Raw genomic sequence first — 17,786 nt, forward strand, 5'->3', positions numbered from 1 at the left:
CCCGGAACACGCTGCAAGTCGCGCGTTCCAGGCCTGGAAACTTAGGCGGGGCAACTCAGGCCAGCAAATTCAGGCCATGAACATGCGCGCGGCGGACGCCAAGGTCAGCAGCGTGCCGACGGCGATGAAGATCTTGCCGATCATGGAGCTCTGGTCCCAGGCCGAGCTCTGATGGCTGCTGGCCATCACCGGCGCGGGACGCGGCTGCGCCTCGCTTGCGGCAGGCACCGCCTTCTGGGCGGGTGGGCTGTCCTGTTGCGCGGCGCCGTCGAGATCGTTCGGCTGGTCGGGGGCGACGATCTGGCTCTCGGCATTCGGGGCCGCGGTATTGTCGGCCGCCGCCTGAACGTTGTCGTTGGCGCGGCCGGTCATGGCGGAGGCCGCAGCCGCGGGCGTATCGGCAGCGGCAAGCTGCGCATTGGCGTTGGCGACCCCGGGCGGCATCTGGCTCGAGGCGGTCGGGCCGCCGGCGGCCTTGTCGCCGGACGAGTTCTGCGCCGTCTTGTTGCTGGTGCGGCGAGAAGACTGGTGCCGGTGCTTGCCCGGTTTGATTGCATCGGCCTCTTTGCCCACGCTGTCCGATTGGCTGCTTGTGGTCGAGGCTGGCGCCGCCTGTGCAGCGCCTCCGAACAGCAGGAAAAACCCGGCAAGAAGAATCAGGGCAGCGCGCCCGCTGGCTTTCATCATGTTGACGATCTCCCCAATTCGCCCATCCCCGGACCGAACAGAGACGCCGCGAGGTGACGACAGCGGGGCAGAAAAGGGGAATCTTCGGGCCACACTGGGCAAAAGCGGGGCAGGTCCTCCGGTGCCGCCAGCCGCCGGGTGCGGACGGGAACGATCGGTGTTATGAGCCGTCGCGGGTTTTTGCGGTCGCATCGGCGCATCGGCTCTCAGCATCGATCACGAGTTCGTGATCGCGCGGGACCGGCGTAACAAATTGAAAGAGCGGCCGAATTGCATGGTGAGGGGCGCGCGTGCGCGGACGTGAGGACGAATGGACCGGCCTGATGCGGTCGGCCATGGCAGGCGATGATGCGGCGTATCATCGCCTGTTGAAGGCGGTCACGCCGGTGCTGCGCGTTGCCGCGAGGCGCGGCCTGGCGCGGGCCGGGCAGCCTCCCGACCAGGCCGAGGATATCGTGCAGGAGATTTTGTTGGCGGTGCACCTGAAACGGCACACCTGGGACAGCGAAGCGCCCTTCGCGCCCTGGCTGTTCGCGATCGCCCGCAACAAGCTGATCGATGCGCTCAGGCGCCGCGGCAGGCGCGTCTTCGTCAACATCGACGATTTCGCCGAGACGCTGCCGGGCGAGGCGCCGCACGAGACGGCTTCGGCCGGAGAGGTTGCGGCGCAACTCGGCACGCTGCCGCAGCGCCAGCGCGACGTGCTGCAGTCGATCGCGGTCGAGGCCGCCTCGATCAAGGACACGGCGGCGAAGTTTTCGATGAGCGAAGGTGCGGTGCGGGTCGCACTGCACCGCGGACTTGCCGCACTGACGGCCAAACTGCGGGACCACTAGGCATGGATACCGATCAACTCATTCGCTCGCTCGCGGCCGACAACGCCCACCGCGCGCCCCGCGTCGGCGCCGTGCTGACCATGGCGCTGCTGGTGGCCGCGCCGCTATCGATCCTGATCTTCGCGACCTTCCTCGGCGTGCGCGCCGACGTGATGAGCGCGATGGGCAATCCGTTCTTCGACATGAAGTTCGCGGTGACGCTGTCGCTCGCGATTCCCGCGATCATCGTCAGCCTGCATCTGTCGCGGCCGGAAGCCCTGCTGCGCGGCTGGGGCTGGCTGCTGCTGCTCCCCGTCGGCCTGCTTGCAGTTGCGATCGGCAGCGAGGCGATGATGGCGCCTGCGATGCCGATGACGATGCGCCTGATGGGCAAGAACTCCAGGACTTGCCTGATGGCGATCCCCGCTATGTCGCTGCCGCTGCTTGCGGGGGCGCTGATTGGCCTTCGCCACGGCGCGCCGTCGCGGCCTGCGCTTGCCGGTGCGCTCGCAGGCCTCGTGTCGGCCGGACTTGCCGCGACGCTCTATGCCTCGCACTGCACCGACGATTCACCGCTGTTCGTCGCGACCTGGTACACGATTGCGACGGCGGTGGTGACCGTGATCGGCGCGGCGGTGGGATCGAGGGTTTTGCGGTACTAAATCCGGCGGCTTCAAGCCGCCGGCGTCGCGTTCTGCATGCGATGGAAGCGCAGCACCTGCTGCGCGGTCGAGCTGCGGAGCGCCTCGTAGCTGTCGCGTAGCGCCAGCATGTCGGCCGTCGTGCCGCCTGAGAGCTTCTCGCGCATGGCGATGATCGCGCGCACGCTCGACCATTGCATGCCCGCGACCTTGGCGAGGATCATCACGCCCTCGGTGCGGCTTTCGATCATCATGGTCTCGGCGGTCTCGACCGCAACGCCCGCGAGCGCGGCGAGCCCCGCATTGGTCTCGTCGAACTTGCCCTGCTCGGCGAAGGTGGTGACCTGGAATTCGTTGAGGCGGCCGTCCTCGTGCAGCGACTTCACCAGCGCGCGCGCCATCTCGGTCTGCCGGGTCATGGCGGCGGCGCGGACCCGCTGGGCCGCCTGCTGCACCACGCTCGATACCTCGTCAGCGAGCCCGGGATGCGCCGCCTCCAGCTTCCTGCGCACGCTCAGGGACGCCTTCGCGACCAGCTTCAGGTAGTGATGGCGCGGCAGGCTGGGCCGCAGGCCGATGCAGGTCGCGAGGCCGTCGTCGCGTTCGGCGCGCGTGACGAGGTCGGTGAGACTTTGCTCGGAGAACTGCGCGCCCGGATTGCTGACGGTCGATTGCACCACGTCCTCGTTGCCGCGCGTCACCAGCACGTCGGTCAGCGCTTCCGACAGAACCCGCCGCAGCGAGATCGCCTTCAGATGGGCCTGGCCCCGCGTGCGCGCGATCTCGATCAGGGTGGCCTCGTCCAGCCGTTCCGATTTCGTCAGCACGGGTCCTGCGACCTCGATGACCTCGTCGAGCGCCAGCGTGCGGATGATCTTCGGCGGCGCGGCCGCGATCGGTGCGAGGCGATCGGCGAGCAGCGCCCTGGCTGACGTCTCGATCTGCTGGATCAGGCACTCGAACACGTCGTCGAACACGCGGATGTGGTCGTCGGAATAGTCCACCGCGTTGCCCACGAAGAGATCGGTGACACGGCGCAGCGTCTCGACCCGGCGCGCAACGGTGCCGTGCGAGAGCGCGGCCTGCAATTCTTCAAGCAAATTCTCGGATGATTTTTCGGGTCTGGATCTCATTGCCCTGTCCTGGAGCGTTAGGTCCGGCGGAGCCTCTGGCCCCCCGGGAGAAAAAATGGATTGGTCAGTTCGTTACGATGCGGTTGCGCCCTTGCGCCCTGGCGGAATAGAGCGCGCTGTCGGCGCGCGCGAGAAACGTGTCGGCAGTATCATTGTCGCGAAGCGTCACGACGCCCGCTGAAATCGTCACGTGCATGCCCGCAGAGAATTCGTTCCAGTCGAGTTCGGCGACGACGCGGCGAAAGCGCTCGAGTGTGCGCGAGACGGCGTCGCCTTCGGTGTCCGGCAGCAGTAGCAGGAACTCCTCGCCGCCGTAGCGGCAGAAGCTGTCGGCCACCGCCTCGGGCGTCAGGACGAGAGCCGCGATCTCAGCGGCATTCCTCTCGGGAAGCGACGTCGCGGCCGTGTTCATGGTCCCGCCAATGGTGGATGTCAGCCCAAAAATCTACGTGGCAAGCCTTTAGGTTTGGTATCCTTTGAAACGGAATCCGAAGCCTGCAGCGGAACAGGATGGCATTGGCCGGAGGGGGAATTTGCCCGCGGTTAGGCATCGTCTGCGATGCGGTCGAGCCAAAGCGGGAGTTCGTGAGACATACGTCGTGCAGGACTGCTATGGAACCGGACTTGATCGGCCCGCCTGTGCGGGCAGGCATCCGCAGGAAAGTGTTTCAGTATTATGTTACCGATCTGCACTGAGGAGGTCGCCCGGCGAGGGTGGGGCAAGAAAGGCGCATGTATGTGGGGCAGATCACACCGGTCCCCGTACGATCGTGGCAGGTTGAACAATTTTGCACCGCCCGTCGAACCCTCTGCCGCATCGACCCGACCAACCTTGCGAGACGAGCTTTGAGCGTGACACAGGCGGCTTCGGACGAGGTCCTGATCGCCAGGATCGCTCAAGGCGACCGGCTCGCCATGCAGGTGCTGTACGGGCGGCACCATGTCAGGGTCTACAGGTTCGGGCTGAGGCTCGTGCGGGACGAGCAGGCGGCGGAAGACCTCATCAGCGAGGTGTTTCTCGACGTTTGGCGTCAAGCCGGCAAGTTCGAAGGCCGATCCGCCGTATCCACCTGGCTGCTGGCAATCACCCGATTCAAGGCCCTCTCGGCGCTCCGGCGCAGGAAGGATTTTGAGCTGGACGAAGATGCCGCGAACGCGATCGAGGACCAGTCCGACGATCCGGAAACGGTGGTGCAGAAGAAGGATACCAGTGCGGCGTTGCGGGAGTGCCTCACGGGCCTCTCGCCGGAACATCGGGAGATCGTCGATCTCGTCTACTACCACGAGAAGTCCGTGGAAGAAGTCGCCGAAATTGTCGGGATACCGGAGAACACTGTTAAGACGCGCTTGTTCTATGCGCGCAGGAAACTGGCCGAACTGCTGAAAGCAGCCGGTGTTGAGCGAGGCTGGCCATGATGGCTTTGAGCAAGACGATGCTGCAGCAAGAGCCCAGTGAAATTGAACTGCTGCTGCCGTGGCACGCCGCCGGCACGCTGAACGCGCGCGATGCCCGCCGCGTCGAGGACGCGCTGGCGCGCGATCCGGAGCTCGCCAGGCAATATGCCGCGATCCGCGGCGAGTACGAAGAGACAATCCATCTGAACGAGAGCCTGGGCGCTCCGTCGGCGCGCGCGATGCAGAAGCTGTTCACCGCGATCGATGCCGAGCCGGCGCGTGCCGTCGGTTCGCTGCCGCTGTCGGCGCGCATCGCGACCTTCTTCGCGAGCCTGTCGCCGCGAACGCTGGCCTGGTCGGCGGGTCTCGGCGCCATCGCGCTGCTGCTGCAGGCCGGCATCATCGGCGCGGTGCTGATGAAGACCCAGACCGCGACCTTCCAGACCGCCTCGCTTTCGACCGGCGCGCCGATCACGCGCGAACTCGGTGCGTCCGCAGCACCGGCTCGCGCGCTGGTGCGCTTCACGCCCGAGGCGCGTGTTGCCGACATCACCGCATTGCTCGACAGCTACCAGGCGTCGATCATCGGTGATGCCAAGGGCGGCATGTTCCGCCTGCAGTTCGACAAGGCAATGAGCCAGGACGCGCTCGCCGCGCTGCTCGCCAGGATGCAGCGCGAGAAGTTCGTCAACCTCGCCGTTGCGGCGCCGTAGGGCGCCTCTGAATCTATGACGCGCAAGTCCGAGAGTAAGTTGCGAACCGCGGCCTACGCCTCGTCGGTCGGGGCCGCGCTGCTGCTCGCCGCCTGCCTCGGCGTCGAGGTCGCGCAGGCGCAGGCGATCATGCGCACGCCGACGATCAGCGTTCCCTCGCGCACGCCGACCATCACTCCCACCGTCACTGCGCGGGCGGTGAGCGTTGGTCCCGGCCCACGCACGATCACCACGACGACGGTCGCACGGATCCCGTCGGCTCGGATCGGGCCGATGCCGGTGCTGCCCTACGTGCGCTATTCGCCCAACCTGTATTCGAGCTGCACGGCGCCCTATCGCGATGCTGACGGCGAATGCCTGGCGCAGCCGAACGCAGGCGGCGAGGGCGGTGGAAAATCGGGCAAGAAGACTGCCGGCAAGGGGCGCGGGAACAACACGCGGGTTGTGGTGAACCAGCGCATCTTCCCGGGCGAATTCGTCGCCGAGATCGACGGCGGCCTCTCGGTAACGGAGGCCGACGCGCTCGCGCGCCGCCATGGCCTCGCGCGCCTCGCATCCGAGAATTTTCCGCTGATCGGGGCGACGTTCGGCCTGTTCCGCATCACCGACGGCCGGCCCACCGAGACGGTGCGGCGCGAATTCGCCGCCGACGGCAGTGTGCGCTCGGTCCAGCCGAACTTCCGCTACGCGCTGCAGGACCAGAAATCCGCCGTGCCGGTCGAGGGCGACCCTGCGCAATACGCGCTGGCAAAGCTTCGCCTTCCACAGGCGCACACGCTGGCGCATGGCGCCAATGTGAGGGTTGCGGTGATCGACTCCGGGATCGATGCCAAGCATCCCGAGCTCGCCAATTCCATCTCCGATAATTTCGACGCGCTCGGCAGCGCCGATGGCCCGCACGTTCACGGTACCGGCATCGCCGGCGCCATCGTGGCGCATGCCAAGCTGATGGGCGGCGCGCCCGAGGCGCGCATCATCGCCATCCGCGCCTTCGGCGGCACCACGGGCGGCGCCGAGAGCTCGTCCTATATCATCCTGCGCTCGCTGAACTATGCCGCCGAGCACGGCGCGCAGATCATCAATATGAGCTTTGCAGGTCCCAAAGACGCCGTGATCGAGCGCGCCATCGCGGCGACGGCCGCGCGCGGCCTCGTGCTGATCGCGGCGGCCGGCAATGCCGGCGCGAAATCGCCGCCGCTTTATCCCGCCGCCAATCCCAACGTGATCGCGGTCAGCGCGACCGACCAGCAGGACAAGCTGTTTTCCGCGTCCAACCGCGGCAATTACATCGCGCTGGCGGCGCCCGGCGTCGACATCTTCCTGCCGGCGCCGGACGGCAAATACCAGATGACCTCGGGAACCTCGTTCTCGGCGGCCTATGTTTCCGGCGTCGCGGCGCTGCTGCTCGAGCGCAACTACACACTCAAGCCGGAAGCGCTGCGCATGACGCTGGCGAAGACCGCGCGCGATCTCGGCTCACCCGGGCGTGATGATCTGTTCGGCGATGGCGAGCCCGATGCGTATGCCGCGGTGATGGCTATTCCCGCCGACAGCACGACGCCGGTCGCGGCTGCGCCCGGTACAACAAAACGTGAAGACGCCGACAAGCGTCGCGAGGAGCCGGGGATCCGCGCGATCGAGCAGCCCTCGCTGTCGAGCGCAGGCGATAAAGCCGCGATTTCTCAGGCGGATAGGGCCGCGACGCGATAGTCGCTGCGACAGATTGCGCGCACGCCAAAAGTCAAAAAATCAAACGGCGCATTTGAACGTTCAGCCGGGTAGCACGACCAAATTATGTGGGAGCGGTCATCCCTCCCCATCAGTCATATCAGGCGCGAGCGCCCATCCACCCCAAGCGCCCATATGGCTCGACCCGTCCGGTTGTCCCCCCGGACGGGTCTTTTCTTTTTTGGCATCCGAACCCTCCAAGCGATATTTGGGATCAGCTTCAGGTTGAGCGATCGCGGCGGCGCCGAGCGCCAGCGTTCATCAAGTGCAGCGCGCGTCCGTCATGCTTGTGCGAAGCTTGACTGGAAATCACAGCAATTGTCCGCGCGACTACGGTGTTTCACGACCCACCGTGTGTCGTTGCTGGACAAGTCAAAACTTTTCCACAAAATATTCATGTCGCGTCTAAATTGATTCGTGTGCGTTGCGTCCCCCGCGTCCGTCTCTTCTCCCAACGGGCTGGTTCATGACACATCGCCAAGAGTCTGGTTACGCGCCCTTCCGCGCGGAGGGTTGCAGCCGCGAAGTCGCGGCACGCTGGTGCGCTCTCGCCGAGCAGCGGCTGGAGCATCTGTCCGAAATGTTCGAGACCGGACGCTGGCGCCGCTATCACTCCGAGCTCGGCTTTCTCGAAAACATCCAGGAAGCCAAGCGCGCCGTCCAGACCTGGCGCGCCATCGCCACGGGCGGGGACGTCGCAGCGGCAGCGGCGAGCGTCACCTCCGCATTCGGCTGGTCGCCGGCGACGATGCCGCGCGTGTTTCCGCGCGAGCAGCAGGTGCAGACCGTGCAGCCCAAGACCGTGCAGCCCAAGACCGTGCAGCCCAAGACCTTGCAGCCCAAGACCTTGCAGCCCAAGACCTTGCAGCCAAAGGCCGTCCACATCGCCCCCGAGACCGCCCTGCCGATCAATCTCGATCCCAAGCCGGATGTTCGAGCCAAAGTCCCCGAAGCCCCGCTGGTGCCGCTGGCTGCGCCCGTGGCGATAGCCTCGTTCACCGCGCCCGCCGAGATGTCGCCGCCGCTCAGGGCTCCCACTGCGCGGGCCCCGTCAACCGCACCCGCCGTGATGCCGGCGGTCGCGACGCCTGCTGCGATGGCGCCCTTCACAGCGCCCGCTGTGAAGCCGTCGGTTGCTACGCCTGCGCCGGCCGCCGAAATCGTCGCGGCTCCCGAGCGCGTCGCCGAATTCACCCTCAGCCTCGACGGCATCGAAGCGAAGTACCCGCTGCTCAGGAATGCGTTCTAAGGGACGTGCGAAGACATCAGCGGCGTCCTAATTTGGCGGGTCATCCTGAGGTGCGAGTTTCGCGGTGCAGAGCACCGCGGACCGAGCCTCGAAGGAACGGCCCGGCTGCCAGCCGCGCACCTACCGCCGCACCGCATTCCCGCCCACCATGACCTGCGCAAACCGCTGGGCGTCGTCCGCCGACAGGTCCGCGGTCACCGCGCGGGCATGGTCGAGGCCGACCACGGCGCCGCGCGGGGTTTCCGAGATCATGTTGTTGTTGACGAGCGCGGTGCCGGCGCCGGGCACCACGGAGACGCCGATGCCGGCGAGTGCCTTGCGGATCACGTTGCCCGTGATCGCGACGTCGCGCAGATATTTGCCCCAGCCGGCGACGATGCCGTAGGACGGCGCGTTCTCGATCACGTTGCCGGTCACCGATGTGTCAGCCTCGATGTAGATGCCGACGCCGGCGCCGTCGTCGGGCGCGGTGCCTATGGGGCGCTTCGGGATCAGGTTGCGGATGATGTTGCCCTGGACCACCGCTATGCGGCCGCCCTCGTTGAAATTGCAGACGGAGATGCCGACGGCGGCGCCGTCCACAATGTTGTTGGCGATCACGGCGGCCTCGAACGCGAACTCGGAATAGAGCGCGACCTCGCGCACGTCGCTGACGCTGTTGCCTGTGATGTGGATGTTCGAAGCCGAATTGCCGCGCACCGCGGAATAATCGCAGTTCTTGATGCGGTTGCCGCGCACGATCACGTTGCCGGCGCGGAAGGCGTTGATGGCGTTCCCGTACTGGCCGGAGCCACCGGGCCCGGCCTTGATGTTTTCGATGCGGTTGTCGGTCACCAGCGTGCCGTCGTCGCCGGTCGCCGTGCGCAGGATCTCGATGCCGTTGTCATTGGTGCCGAGAATCGTGTTGTGGGAGACGCTGAGGCCCCTGGCGTCGAAAGAGACGACTGCGGTCACCGCTATATTCGTGAAGATATTGCCGGAGATGTCGCCGGCGACCTGCTCCAGCCAGATGCCGCTGCCGCCCGCGTTCGCGATCTCGCAATCGCTGATACGCACATCCCGCCCGCCGAGGACGTGAATCGATCCGCGCCGGGCCGGCAGCGGAATGCCGGCGCCGTCGAAGGTGATGCCCGTGAGGCCGATGGCATCCGAGCCGTCGCTCTGGATCGCCGAGGCGCCGCCGGTGAAGATGAATTTGGTCGCGCCGCGTACGCCGATCAGTTGCGCGCCGTTCGGCAGCCGCAGCAATCCGCTGCGGTAGATGCCGGGTGGCAGGGCGAGCGGAGTTTGCGCCCGCGCGGCCTCGTCGATCGCGCGCTGCAGCGGGCGGGTCTGGTCCTCGCTGCTACCTGGCCGCACGCCATATTGGGTGGCATCGCGGCCGAGCAGCGACGTCAGCGGCGCCGCACGCGCGACGTCGGCCGACATGGCCAGCGCGCCCGCAATGCCCGCGCTCGAGGCTCCGATGAGGTGGCGGCGATTGAGGTCCATGATGCGTCCTCCGGCGGACGCGGGGGTCCGCGCCGATTAGGTAGCGCAGGGCGACGAGGCCCGTGGGGATTGTTCGCGGTAGGGTTAAATGTTTACGCAAAGACGGTGCCGTAGGTTTGGCCCGCGGCCGCGCGAAGCGCAGTCCGCTGGCGTAACCCACCATGTCACCGCGAGTACGGAACCGTTGATGGAGAAGAGGTGGATTACACTTCGCTAATCCATCCTTATGAAGCGCGCCGTTTCCTTGCCAACGCCACCATCTCCATCAGCATCGCTTCCCCCGCATCCACAAGCTCCTCCAGCGTGATGCGCGGCGCGCCCTTGCGCCGCACCGCGCCGCTGCGCGCGAGCAGGGGAATATGGATGAACGCGGCGAGCCTCGGTCCGCCCGCCCTGACGTTCTCGATCGCGCGCCAGCTCAGATAGTTGCAGAGATAGGCGCCGGCATCGCGCGAGGCGCGCGCATCGATGCCGGTGCGGCGCGCGGCCCGCAGCAGCCGTGCCGTGTGCGGGCCGAACATCATCGCGTCGGCATGGCCGGCGATGCCGCGCTTGGTGGAGCGGGTGTTGGCGGCATCGGGCCAGAGCATGGTGATCGCATTGCGTGCCCGGGTCTCGATGCGCAGATACGGCGTGCGCGCGGCCAGGCCGAACATCAGGAGCGCGTCCGGCTTTTCCTTCGCGAGCACCTCAGCCAATTGCCGGTCGACCGCGGCATAAGTGACCGGGAAGATGTGGCTTGCGATCGCCACATCGTCGAGCGCCGGACGGCGCAATTGCGCCAGCCGTGCCACCAGCGGCCGGGTCGGATTATAGGGCGCGCCGGGGAACGCTCCGAAGCCGGTGAGGAGAATGCGGAGCCTGTCGCTCATTGCAGCAACTCCAGGATCTGCTCGGCGGCGAGCGCCGGCGTGAGATGGCCATCGGCGACTTCTGTCTCGATCTTGCGGACCTTGGTCCGCACTGAGGCCTCGCTGCGCAGCCGCGCCAGCATGCGCTGCTCCAGCATCGACCACATCCATTTCACCTGCTGCTCGCGCCGCCGCGCGGCGAAATCGCCGGAGGCATTCATCGCCTTGCGGTGATCCAGAACCTTCTGCCAGATCTTTGCGATGCCTGCACCGGTCAGGGCCGAATAGGTCTCGACCGGCGGATGCCAATGCTCGGACCGCGGCGCCAGAATGTGCAGCGCGCCGCGATAATCCGCGGCGGTGATCTTGGCACGCTTGAGGTTGTCGCCGTCGGCCTTGTTGATCGCGATCATGTCGGCGAGCTCGACCAGGCCCTTCTTGATGCCTTGCAACTCGTCGCCGCCGCCGGGCAGCATCAGCGCGAGGAAGAAATCGGTCATGTCGCAGACTGCGGTCTCGGACTGGCCGATGCCGACGGTCTCGACCAGCACGACGCCGAAGCCGGCGGCCTCGCAAAGCAGCATCGCCTCGCGCGTCTTGGCCGCGACGCCGCCGAGCGTGCCCGAGGACGGCGAGGGGCGGATGAAGGCATCGTCGGAGGCCGCGAGGCGCGCCATCCGCGTCTTGTCGCCGAGAATGGAGCCGCCGCTGCGCGCCGAGGACGGATCGACCGCGAGCACGGCGACCTTGTGTCCCTGCTCGATCAGATAGGTCCCGAGCGCGTCGATGGTGGTGGATTTGCCGACTCCGGGCGAGCCGGTGATGCCGACGCGAAAAGCCTTGCCGGTGTCGGGCAGGAGCTTCTGCACCAGCTCGCGCGCCAGGGCCTGATGGTCGCCGCGACGGCTCTCCACCAGCGTGATGGCGCGGGCGAGGGCCGCGCGACTACCGGCGCGGAGGTCGCGGGCGAGGGTCTTGATGTCGAGCGAGGTCTTCCTCTCAGTCATGCCCTGCTTTACAACGCCGCGGGGAGGCAGGCGAGGGCCGCCCGCCGATATCACCGGGTCGTTGCCGCGGCCGTCTGCATCGGTTTCACCTTACGCCAGATCCACACCATCACCGGCCAGAGCAGGGCGCCGATCGCCATGGCAGCGAGGATGGCGGCGACCGGGCGCTCGAAGAACGGCAGGATGCTGCCGTCGGACTTGATCAGGGAGGTGACGAAGGCCTGCTCGACCATGGTGCCCATGACGATGCCGAGCACCATCGCGGCCACGGGATAGCCGTTGGCCTCCATGACGTAGCCGATCACGCCGAAGGCGGCGACGGTGACGACGCCGAACATGTTGTTGCCGATCGCGAACGAGCCGACCGCGCAGCACAGCATGATGATCGGCATCACGGTCGAGCGTGGCGCCAGCAGGATATAGGCGGCGACGCGGATCATCGCGATGCCGAGCGGGATCATCAGGATGTTCGCGATGATGAACATCAGGTAGATCGCGTACATGCTCGACGCCTTCTCGGTGAACAGCGTCGGGCCGGGATTGAGGCCCTTCATGTAGAGCACGCCGATGGCGATCGCGGCGATGGTGTCGCCGGGGATGCCGAACAGCAGCGAGGGCACCCAGCCGGAGGCGATGCTGGCATTGTTGCTGGCGCCGGCCTCGACCAGGCCCTCGACATGGCCGGTGCCGAACTTTTCCTTCTCCTTGGAGAAGCGCTTCGACATCGCGTAGGACACCCATGCGGCCATGTCGGCGCCGGCGCCGGGCAGCACGCCGATGATGATGCCGACGATGTTCCCGCGCGTCATCTGCCAGTGGTATTTCCGGGTCAGCTTCCACTGGCCGGCCATGATGCTTCCGAATTTTCGGCGCGGCAGCGGCGGCGGCTCCGGCGTCAGCATCGCGCGCATCACCTGCGCCACCGCGAACACGCCGACGAGGGCCGGGATCGGCTCGATGCCGCCGAACAGATCGGTAATGCCGAAGGTGAAGCGCGGCACGCCGCCGGGATTCTCGATGCCGATGCAGGAGACCAGGAGGCCGATGAACATGCCGGCGATCGCCTTCACCGGCGAGGAACGCGCCACCAGGGTGGCGCACATCAGGCCGAGCAGCGCCAGCCAGAAATATTCGAAGGTCGAGAACGACAGCGCGATCTCGGCGAGCGGCGGCGCCAGGATCATCAGCGACAGCACGCCGGCGATGCCGCCGACCGCGGAGAACCAGACGCCCGCGCCCAATGCGAGCTCCGCCTGGCCCTTGCGCGTCATGGCATAGGCTTCGTCGGCATAGGCCGCGGAGGCGGGCGTGCCGGGAATGCGCAGCAGCGCGCCGGGGATGTCACCGGAGAAGATCGCCATCGACGACGCCGCGACGATGGTCGCGATCGCCGCGATCGGCGACAGGTAGAAGGTGACTGGGACGAGCAGGGCGGTCGCCATCGTCGCCGACAGGCCCGGCAGCGAGCCGATGACGAGGCCGTACACGGAGGCCGCGAACATCGAGATGATGACCTCCCAGGTGGAGATCAGCGCAAGAGCGTCAAGCAGCGTTTTCAGCATGGGGTTACCAGGGCGTCGGCAACAGGCCGGCGGGCAGCGGCACCCGCAGGAGCTTGCCGAAGATGAGGTGAATGGCGAACGGCGACAGCGCGGCGAGCGGCAGCGCCAGCTTCCACTTCGCGCCGAGCGCGGTCGAGGTGACGTAGACCATGATCGCCGCGGTGATGATGAAGCCGAGCCGGTCGGCGGCGAGGACGTAGAACAGCAGCAGCGCCGGGGGCAGCAGCGCGCGCAGGCCGTAGAGCTTGCTTTGCGGCGGCGGGGCGGCCGCCTGGCCGTCCTCGAGCGGGACCAGCTCTTCCTCCTCCTCGAAGGAATGCCCGATGCCGAACACGATCGCGAGGCCGCACAGTGCGAGGCCCGTGCCGATCACCAGCGGAAACACGTTGGGGCCGACCGGCTGCCCCGGCACTGGCGGCAGGATGTAGCCGCCATAGGCGGCAGCCGCGCCGAGCACGACGAGAAACGATCCCGTGACGGAGTCGGGAAGACGCATGGGAGGGGTCCTGTGAGCGCCCCGCTTGCGGGGAGAGGGTCGGGGTGAGGGGAGTCTCTGCGGGGACGGTGAGAGTTGGACTCGCGGAGACTCCCCCTCACCCGAATTCGAGCAAGCTCGACTTCGACCTCTCCCCGCAGGCGGGGAGAGGTGAACAATCACGCCTTGCTCAATCCCGCCGCCTTCATCGCCTCGCCCATCTGGGCATCGCCCTTGTCCATGAAGCCGGCGAAATGGGCGGCGTCGCCCCACACGGTGCCGAAGCCGCGATTGCTCATGAAGTCCTTGAACTCGGCGGAGTCGTAGACCTTCTTCAGCGCTGCAGTGAGCTTGGTTGCGATCTCCGGCGGCAGGTTCTTGGGCGCGCCGATGCCGCGCCAGGCACCGGTGGCGTAGTCGATGCCCATCGCCTCCTTCAGCGTCGGCACGTCCTTGAAGATCGGATTGCGCGCCGGCGCCATGATGGCGAGGCTCCTGGCCTTGCCGGCCTCGATGATGGCGCGCGCTTCCGGCACCGAGCAGGTGGTGAGGTCGAGGCCGCCGGCGGCGAGATCCTGCATCGCCGGTGCCGCGCCGTTCGAGGGCACCCAGGCGACCTGGTTGGCGGGCAGGCCCATCGCCTGCATCCAGCCGACCAGCGCCAGATGCCAGATGCCGCCCTGGCCGGTGCCGGAGGCCTTGAACTTGCCGGGAGGCGCCGCCTTGATCGCCTCGGAGAGCTCCTTGACCGTCTTGTAGGGCGAGGAGGAGGAGACCTGGATGCCGGGCGGATCCTCGTTCATCAGCGCCAGTGGCGTGTAGCTCTTCGGCGTCAGATCGGTGAGGCCTTGCCAATGCATCATCGAGATCTCGACCGTGAGCATGCCGATGGTGTAGCCATCGGGCTGCGCGGTCGCGATCGCGCTGTGGCCGACCACGCCGGAGCCGCCGGTGCGGTTGACGACGTTGAAGGGCTGGCCGAGGTCCTTTTCCAGCAGCGCTGCGACGATGCGCGCCGTCGCATCGGTGCCGCCGCCCGCGCCCCAGGGCACGATGACGGTGACCGGCCGGGCCGGATAGGCTTGCGCGCGTGCGGGCTTGAGGCCGAATGCGGCGGAAACCGCCGCGGCGGCGGTTGAAGCCGCAAAGGTGCGGCGCGAAATCTTGGACATGGATGCCTCCCAGCGGCGCCCGTCACACCGGGCGCTCTTGTCAATGGCGGCATTCTAGTCGGCTTTGCGGCGCGGCTGCAAGGTAGCGCTACCACAGTGCTGTGAGCAACGCGGCGCAGGCAGCAGCTTCAGTCGCGTTCTTGTCGAGCCACCTTTTGCCCTCCGTGAGGCAGTCGGCAGCGAGCGCCGCATCCGCCTTGATCGCCTCATCGAGGAAGATGCGTGCCTCGATGCTTTTGGTCTTGACGACGGCGTCGGGCTTGGGGTCGGCGGCGAGGGCGGAAAACACGCAAGTTGCGCTCAGCGCCAAGGCGACGCTCAAACCGGTCATGAACCTCAAGGATAGTGCTCCTGCGTGAGCGTCAGAATATTTCGACAATGTCGTCCGCGCTGTGCGCCGCAAAGCGGGGCGCCATCGAGCTGCGAACGGTTGCCTGCGTCTGCAGGCCGGTCGCATCCTCGATGATGTGCTCGACATCGATCAGGTTGAGTAGCGAGAAGCTGGTGTCCGGTTCAACCTCGACCAGAATGTCGATATCGCTGTCGGCGCTGTAGTCTTCGTCGGCCCGCGCGCCGAGGATGGCGAGCTTCGACACGCCCTTGCCCTTGATGGCATCCGCGTTCTTGCGGATCGCCGCGATGATTTCGTCACGTGTCATGGACAGATCTGGCCGGTTGCGCGGCCAGCCTATCATCTACTCCGCCGCCTCGCTATGGCCGAGCCGGGCATTCAGCTTGCGGATCAGCTCCTCGGCCGCATCCGCGATCACGGTGCCCGGCGGGAAGATCGCCTCGGCGCCGGCCGCGTAGAGGGCATCGTAATCCTGCGGCGGCACCACGCCGCCGACGATGATCATGATGTCGTCGCGGCCCTGCTTCTTCAGCGCGGCCTTCAGCTCGGGCACCGCGGTGAGGTGGGCGGCGGCGAGCGAAGAGACGCCGAGGATGTGCACGTCGTTCTCGACCGCCTGGCGCGCGGCCTCATCGGCGGTCGCGAACAGCGGTCCGATGTCGACGTCGAAGCCGATATCGGCAAACGCCGAGGCGATCACCTTCTGGCCGCGGTCGTGGCCGTCCTGGCCGATCTTGGCGACCAGGATGCGCGGGCGGCGGCCTTCCGCCTCCTCGAAGGCGTCGATCAGCGCCTGAACCTTCTCGACCTGGTTGCCCATGCTGGACGCCTCCCGCTTGTAGACGCCGGTGATGGATTTGATCTCGGCGCGGTGCCGGCCGAACACCTTCTCCATCGCGTCCGAGATTTCGCCGACGGTCGCCTTGGCGCGCGCTGCGTCGATCGCGAGCGCGAGCAAATTGCCGTTGCCTTCGCCGGCCGAACGCGTCAGCGCGGCGAGCGCGGCATCGACATCCTTCTGGTTGCGCTCGGACTTCAGCCGCGTCAGCTTGTCGATCTGGAGCCGGCGAACGTTGGTGTTGTCGACCTTCAGGATCTCGATCGGGACCTCGTCGGTCGGCTTGTACTTGTTGACGCCGATCACCGCCTGCTTGCCGGCATCGATACGGGCCTGGGTCTTGGCCGAGGCCTCCTCGATGCGCAGTTTTGGCACGCCGGCCTCGATCGCCTTCGCCATGCCGCCGAGCTCCTCGACCTCCTGGATGTGGCCCCAGGCCTTGACCGCGAGATCGCGCGTGAGCCGCTCGACGTAGTACGAGCCGCCCCAGGGATCGATGATGCGGGTGGTGCCACTCTCCTGCTGCAGGAACAGCTGGGTGTTGCGGGCGATGCGCGCCGAGAAATCGGTCGGCAAGGCCAGCGCCTCGTCGAGCGCGTTGGTGTGCAGCGACTGGGTGTGGCCTTGCGTCGCCGCCATCGCCTCCACCGTCGTGCGCATCACGTTGTTGAAGACGTCCTGCGCGGTCAGCGACCAGCCCGAGGTCTGGCTGTGCGTGCGCAGCGACAGCGAGCGCGGGTCTTTCGGATTGAACGGTTTCAGCAGCTTCGCCCAGAGCAGGCGCGCCGCGCGCAGCTTGGCGACTTCCATGAAGAAGTTCATGCCGATCGCCCAGAAGAACGACAGCCGCGGCGCGAAGCGGTCGACGTCTAAGCCGGCGGCAAGGCCGGCACGCAGATATTCGACGCCGTCCGCGAGCGTATAGGCGAGCTCGAGATCCTGCGTCGCGCCGGCCTCCTGCATGTGATAGCCGGAGATCGAGATCGAATTGTACTTCGGCATCTTTTGCGAGGTGTAGGCGAAGATGTCCGAGATGATCCGCATCGAGGGCGCCGGCGGATAGATGTAGGTGTTGCGCACCATGAACTCTTTCAGAATGTCGTTCTGAATGGTGCCCGAGAGCTTTTCCGGCGGCACGCCCTGTTCCTCGGCGGCCGCGACGTAGAGCGCGAGGATCGGCAGCACCGCCCCGTTCATGGTCATGGACACGCTCATCTGGTCGAGCGGAATGCCTGCGAACAGCGTGCGCATGTCGTAGATGGAATCGATGGCGACGCCGGCCATGCCGACATCGCCGCCGACGCGCGGATGGTCAGAGTCATAGCCGCGATGGGTGGCGAGATCGAAGGCGACCGACAGGCCTTTCTGCCCGGCCGCGAGGTTGCGGCGGTAGAACGCGTTGGAATCCTCCGCCGTGGAGAAGCCCGCATATTGCCTGATGGTCCAGGGCTGGTTGACATACATGGTCGGGTAGGGGCCGCGCAGATAAGGCGCGATGCCCGGATAGGTCTCGAGGAAATCGAGCCCGGCGAGATCCGCCTCGCCATAGGCTGATTTCACCAGAATGCCCTCGGGCGTCAGCCACGGCTCGGCGCTGCCGGCAGGCGCTTCGGTTGCGGTGCGCTCGAAGGCAACATCGGCAAAATTGGGAATGCGGCTCATGGTTTCAACCATATC

The 17,786-nt window shown here is 66.6% G+C and carries 16 protein-coding genes and 2 pseudogenes; 6 read left to right on the forward strand and 12 right to left on the reverse strand.

Annotation, left to right across the window (positions count from 1 at the left end):
• Positions 1-69 precede the first annotated feature (69 nt).
• Positions 70-687: a hypothetical protein gene (locus ACNJYB_RS12680; RefSeq protein ID WP_439374271.1), complete on the reverse strand. Its 618-nt coding sequence runs from the start codon at positions 685-687 to the stop codon at positions 70-72.
• Positions 688-977: 290 nt separating this feature from the next.
• Here ACNJYB_RS12680 and ACNJYB_RS12685 point away from each other — a divergent pair, with 290 nt between their 5' ends.
• Both ACNJYB_RS12685 and ACNJYB_RS12690 read left to right on the forward strand, forming a co-directional pair.
• Positions 978-1,523 carry a sigma-70 family RNA polymerase sigma factor gene (locus tag ACNJYB_RS12685; RefSeq protein ID WP_439374272.1) on the forward strand — a complete coding sequence of 182 codons (546 nt, stop codon included), beginning with the start codon at positions 978-980 and terminating at the stop codon, positions 1,521-1,523.
• Between the two features lie 2 nt (positions 1,524-1,525).
• Positions 1,526-2,164 carry an NrsF family protein gene (locus tag ACNJYB_RS12690; protein WP_439374273.1) on the forward strand — a complete coding sequence of 213 codons (639 nt, stop codon included), beginning with the start codon at positions 1,526-1,528 and terminating at the stop codon, positions 2,162-2,164.
• Between the two features lie 11 nt (positions 2,165-2,175).
• Here the strand turns inward: ACNJYB_RS12690 and ACNJYB_RS12695 are convergent, their stop codons facing one another.
• Together ACNJYB_RS12695 and ACNJYB_RS12700 are read right to left on the reverse strand one after the other, a co-directional pair.
• Positions 2,176-3,276 (reverse strand): DUF2336 domain-containing protein, encoded by a 1,101-nt coding sequence (locus ACNJYB_RS12695; RefSeq protein WP_439374274.1) that lies wholly within the window; start codon positions 3,274-3,276, stop codon positions 2,176-2,178.
• A 64-nt stretch (positions 3,277-3,340) separates the two neighbouring features.
• Positions 3,341-3,610, reverse strand: a pseudogene (locus ACNJYB_RS12700) (GGDEF domain-containing protein); the annotation flags it as partial.
• A 512-nt stretch (positions 3,611-4,122) separates the two neighbouring features.
• Between ACNJYB_RS12700 and ACNJYB_RS12705 the strand changes: the two are divergent.
• The 4 genes from ACNJYB_RS12705 to ACNJYB_RS12720 all read left to right on the forward strand — a co-directional run bounded on the left by ACNJYB_RS12705 (position 4,123) and on the right by ACNJYB_RS12720 (position 8,361).
• Positions 4,123-4,692: a sigma-70 family RNA polymerase sigma factor gene (locus tag ACNJYB_RS12705; RefSeq protein ID WP_439374275.1), complete on the forward strand. Its 570-nt coding sequence runs from the start codon at positions 4,123-4,125 to the stop codon at positions 4,690-4,692.
• Positions 4,689-5,384 carry a hypothetical protein gene (locus ACNJYB_RS12710; protein WP_439374276.1) on the forward strand — a complete coding sequence of 232 codons (696 nt, stop codon included), beginning with the start codon at positions 4,689-4,691 and terminating at the stop codon, positions 5,382-5,384. The genes ACNJYB_RS12705 and ACNJYB_RS12710 overlap by 4 nt, the downstream gene beginning before the upstream one ends.
• A gap of 15 nt (positions 5,385-5,399) precedes the next feature.
• Positions 5,400-7,094 (forward strand): S8 family serine peptidase, encoded by a 1,695-nt coding sequence (locus ACNJYB_RS12715; protein ID WP_439374277.1) that lies wholly within the window; start codon positions 5,400-5,402, stop codon positions 7,092-7,094.
• Positions 7,095-7,578: 484 nt separating this feature from the next.
• On the forward strand, positions 7,579-8,361 hold the full coding sequence (locus ACNJYB_RS12720) for a TIGR03809 family protein (protein WP_439374278.1): 783 nt from the start codon (positions 7,579-7,581) through the stop codon (positions 8,359-8,361).
• A gap of 120 nt (positions 8,362-8,481) precedes the next feature.
• Here ACNJYB_RS12720 and ACNJYB_RS12725 read toward each other — a convergent pair whose 3' ends face one another.
• The 9 genes and pseudogenes from ACNJYB_RS12725 to scpA all read right to left on the reverse strand — a co-directional run bounded on the left by ACNJYB_RS12725 (position 8,482) and on the right by scpA (position 17,771).
• Positions 8,482-9,852, reverse strand: coding sequence for a TIGR03808 family TAT-translocated repetitive protein (locus tag ACNJYB_RS12725; protein WP_439374279.1), 1,371 nt, complete (start codon positions 9,850-9,852; stop codon positions 8,482-8,484).
• Between the two features lie 224 nt (positions 9,853-10,076).
• Positions 10,077-10,724 carry a pyroglutamyl-peptidase I family protein gene (locus tag ACNJYB_RS12730; RefSeq protein WP_439374280.1) on the reverse strand — a complete coding sequence of 216 codons (648 nt, stop codon included), beginning with the start codon at positions 10,722-10,724 and terminating at the stop codon, positions 10,077-10,079.
• A complete protein-coding gene (gene meaB, locus ACNJYB_RS12735; RefSeq protein WP_439374281.1) occupies positions 10,721-11,710 on the reverse strand; it encodes a methylmalonyl Co-A mutase-associated GTPase MeaB in 990 nt (329 codons plus the stop codon). The genes ACNJYB_RS12730 and meaB overlap by 4 nt, the downstream gene beginning before the upstream one ends.
• Before the next feature lie 50 nt (positions 11,711-11,760).
• Positions 11,761-13,272 (reverse strand): tripartite tricarboxylate transporter permease, encoded by a 1,512-nt coding sequence (locus ACNJYB_RS12740; protein WP_439374282.1) that lies wholly within the window; start codon positions 13,270-13,272, stop codon positions 11,761-11,763.
• Between the two features lie 4 nt (positions 13,273-13,276).
• Entirely contained in the window at positions 13,277-13,768 is a 492-nt protein-coding gene (locus ACNJYB_RS12745; protein WP_232955051.1) for a tripartite tricarboxylate transporter TctB family protein, read from the reverse strand.
• 158 nt (positions 13,769-13,926) lie between these two features.
• Positions 13,927-14,919, reverse strand: coding sequence for a tripartite tricarboxylate transporter substrate binding protein (locus tag ACNJYB_RS12750; protein WP_439374283.1), 993 nt, complete (start codon positions 14,917-14,919; stop codon positions 13,927-13,929).
• A gap of 118 nt (positions 14,920-15,037) precedes the next feature.
• Positions 15,038-15,250: pseudogene (locus ACNJYB_RS12755) on the reverse strand (hypothetical protein); the annotation flags it as partial.
• A 31-nt stretch (positions 15,251-15,281) separates the two neighbouring features.
• Positions 15,282-15,578 carry a nucleotidyltransferase family protein gene (locus tag ACNJYB_RS12760; protein ID WP_439374284.1) on the reverse strand — a complete coding sequence of 99 codons (297 nt, stop codon included), beginning with the start codon at positions 15,576-15,578 and terminating at the stop codon, positions 15,282-15,284.
• A gap of 36 nt (positions 15,579-15,614) precedes the next feature.
• Positions 15,615-17,771 carry a methylmalonyl-CoA mutase gene (scpA, locus tag ACNJYB_RS12765; RefSeq protein WP_439374285.1) on the reverse strand — a complete coding sequence of 719 codons (2,157 nt, stop codon included), beginning with the start codon at positions 17,769-17,771 and terminating at the stop codon, positions 15,615-15,617.
• Positions 17,772-17,786 lie beyond the last annotated feature (15 nt).

It is taken from the genome of Bradyrhizobium sp. SMVTL-02 (assembly GCF_051853005.1).
In the GTDB taxonomy this organism is placed as follows: domain Bacteria; phylum Pseudomonadota; class Alphaproteobacteria; order Rhizobiales; family Xanthobacteraceae; genus Bradyrhizobium.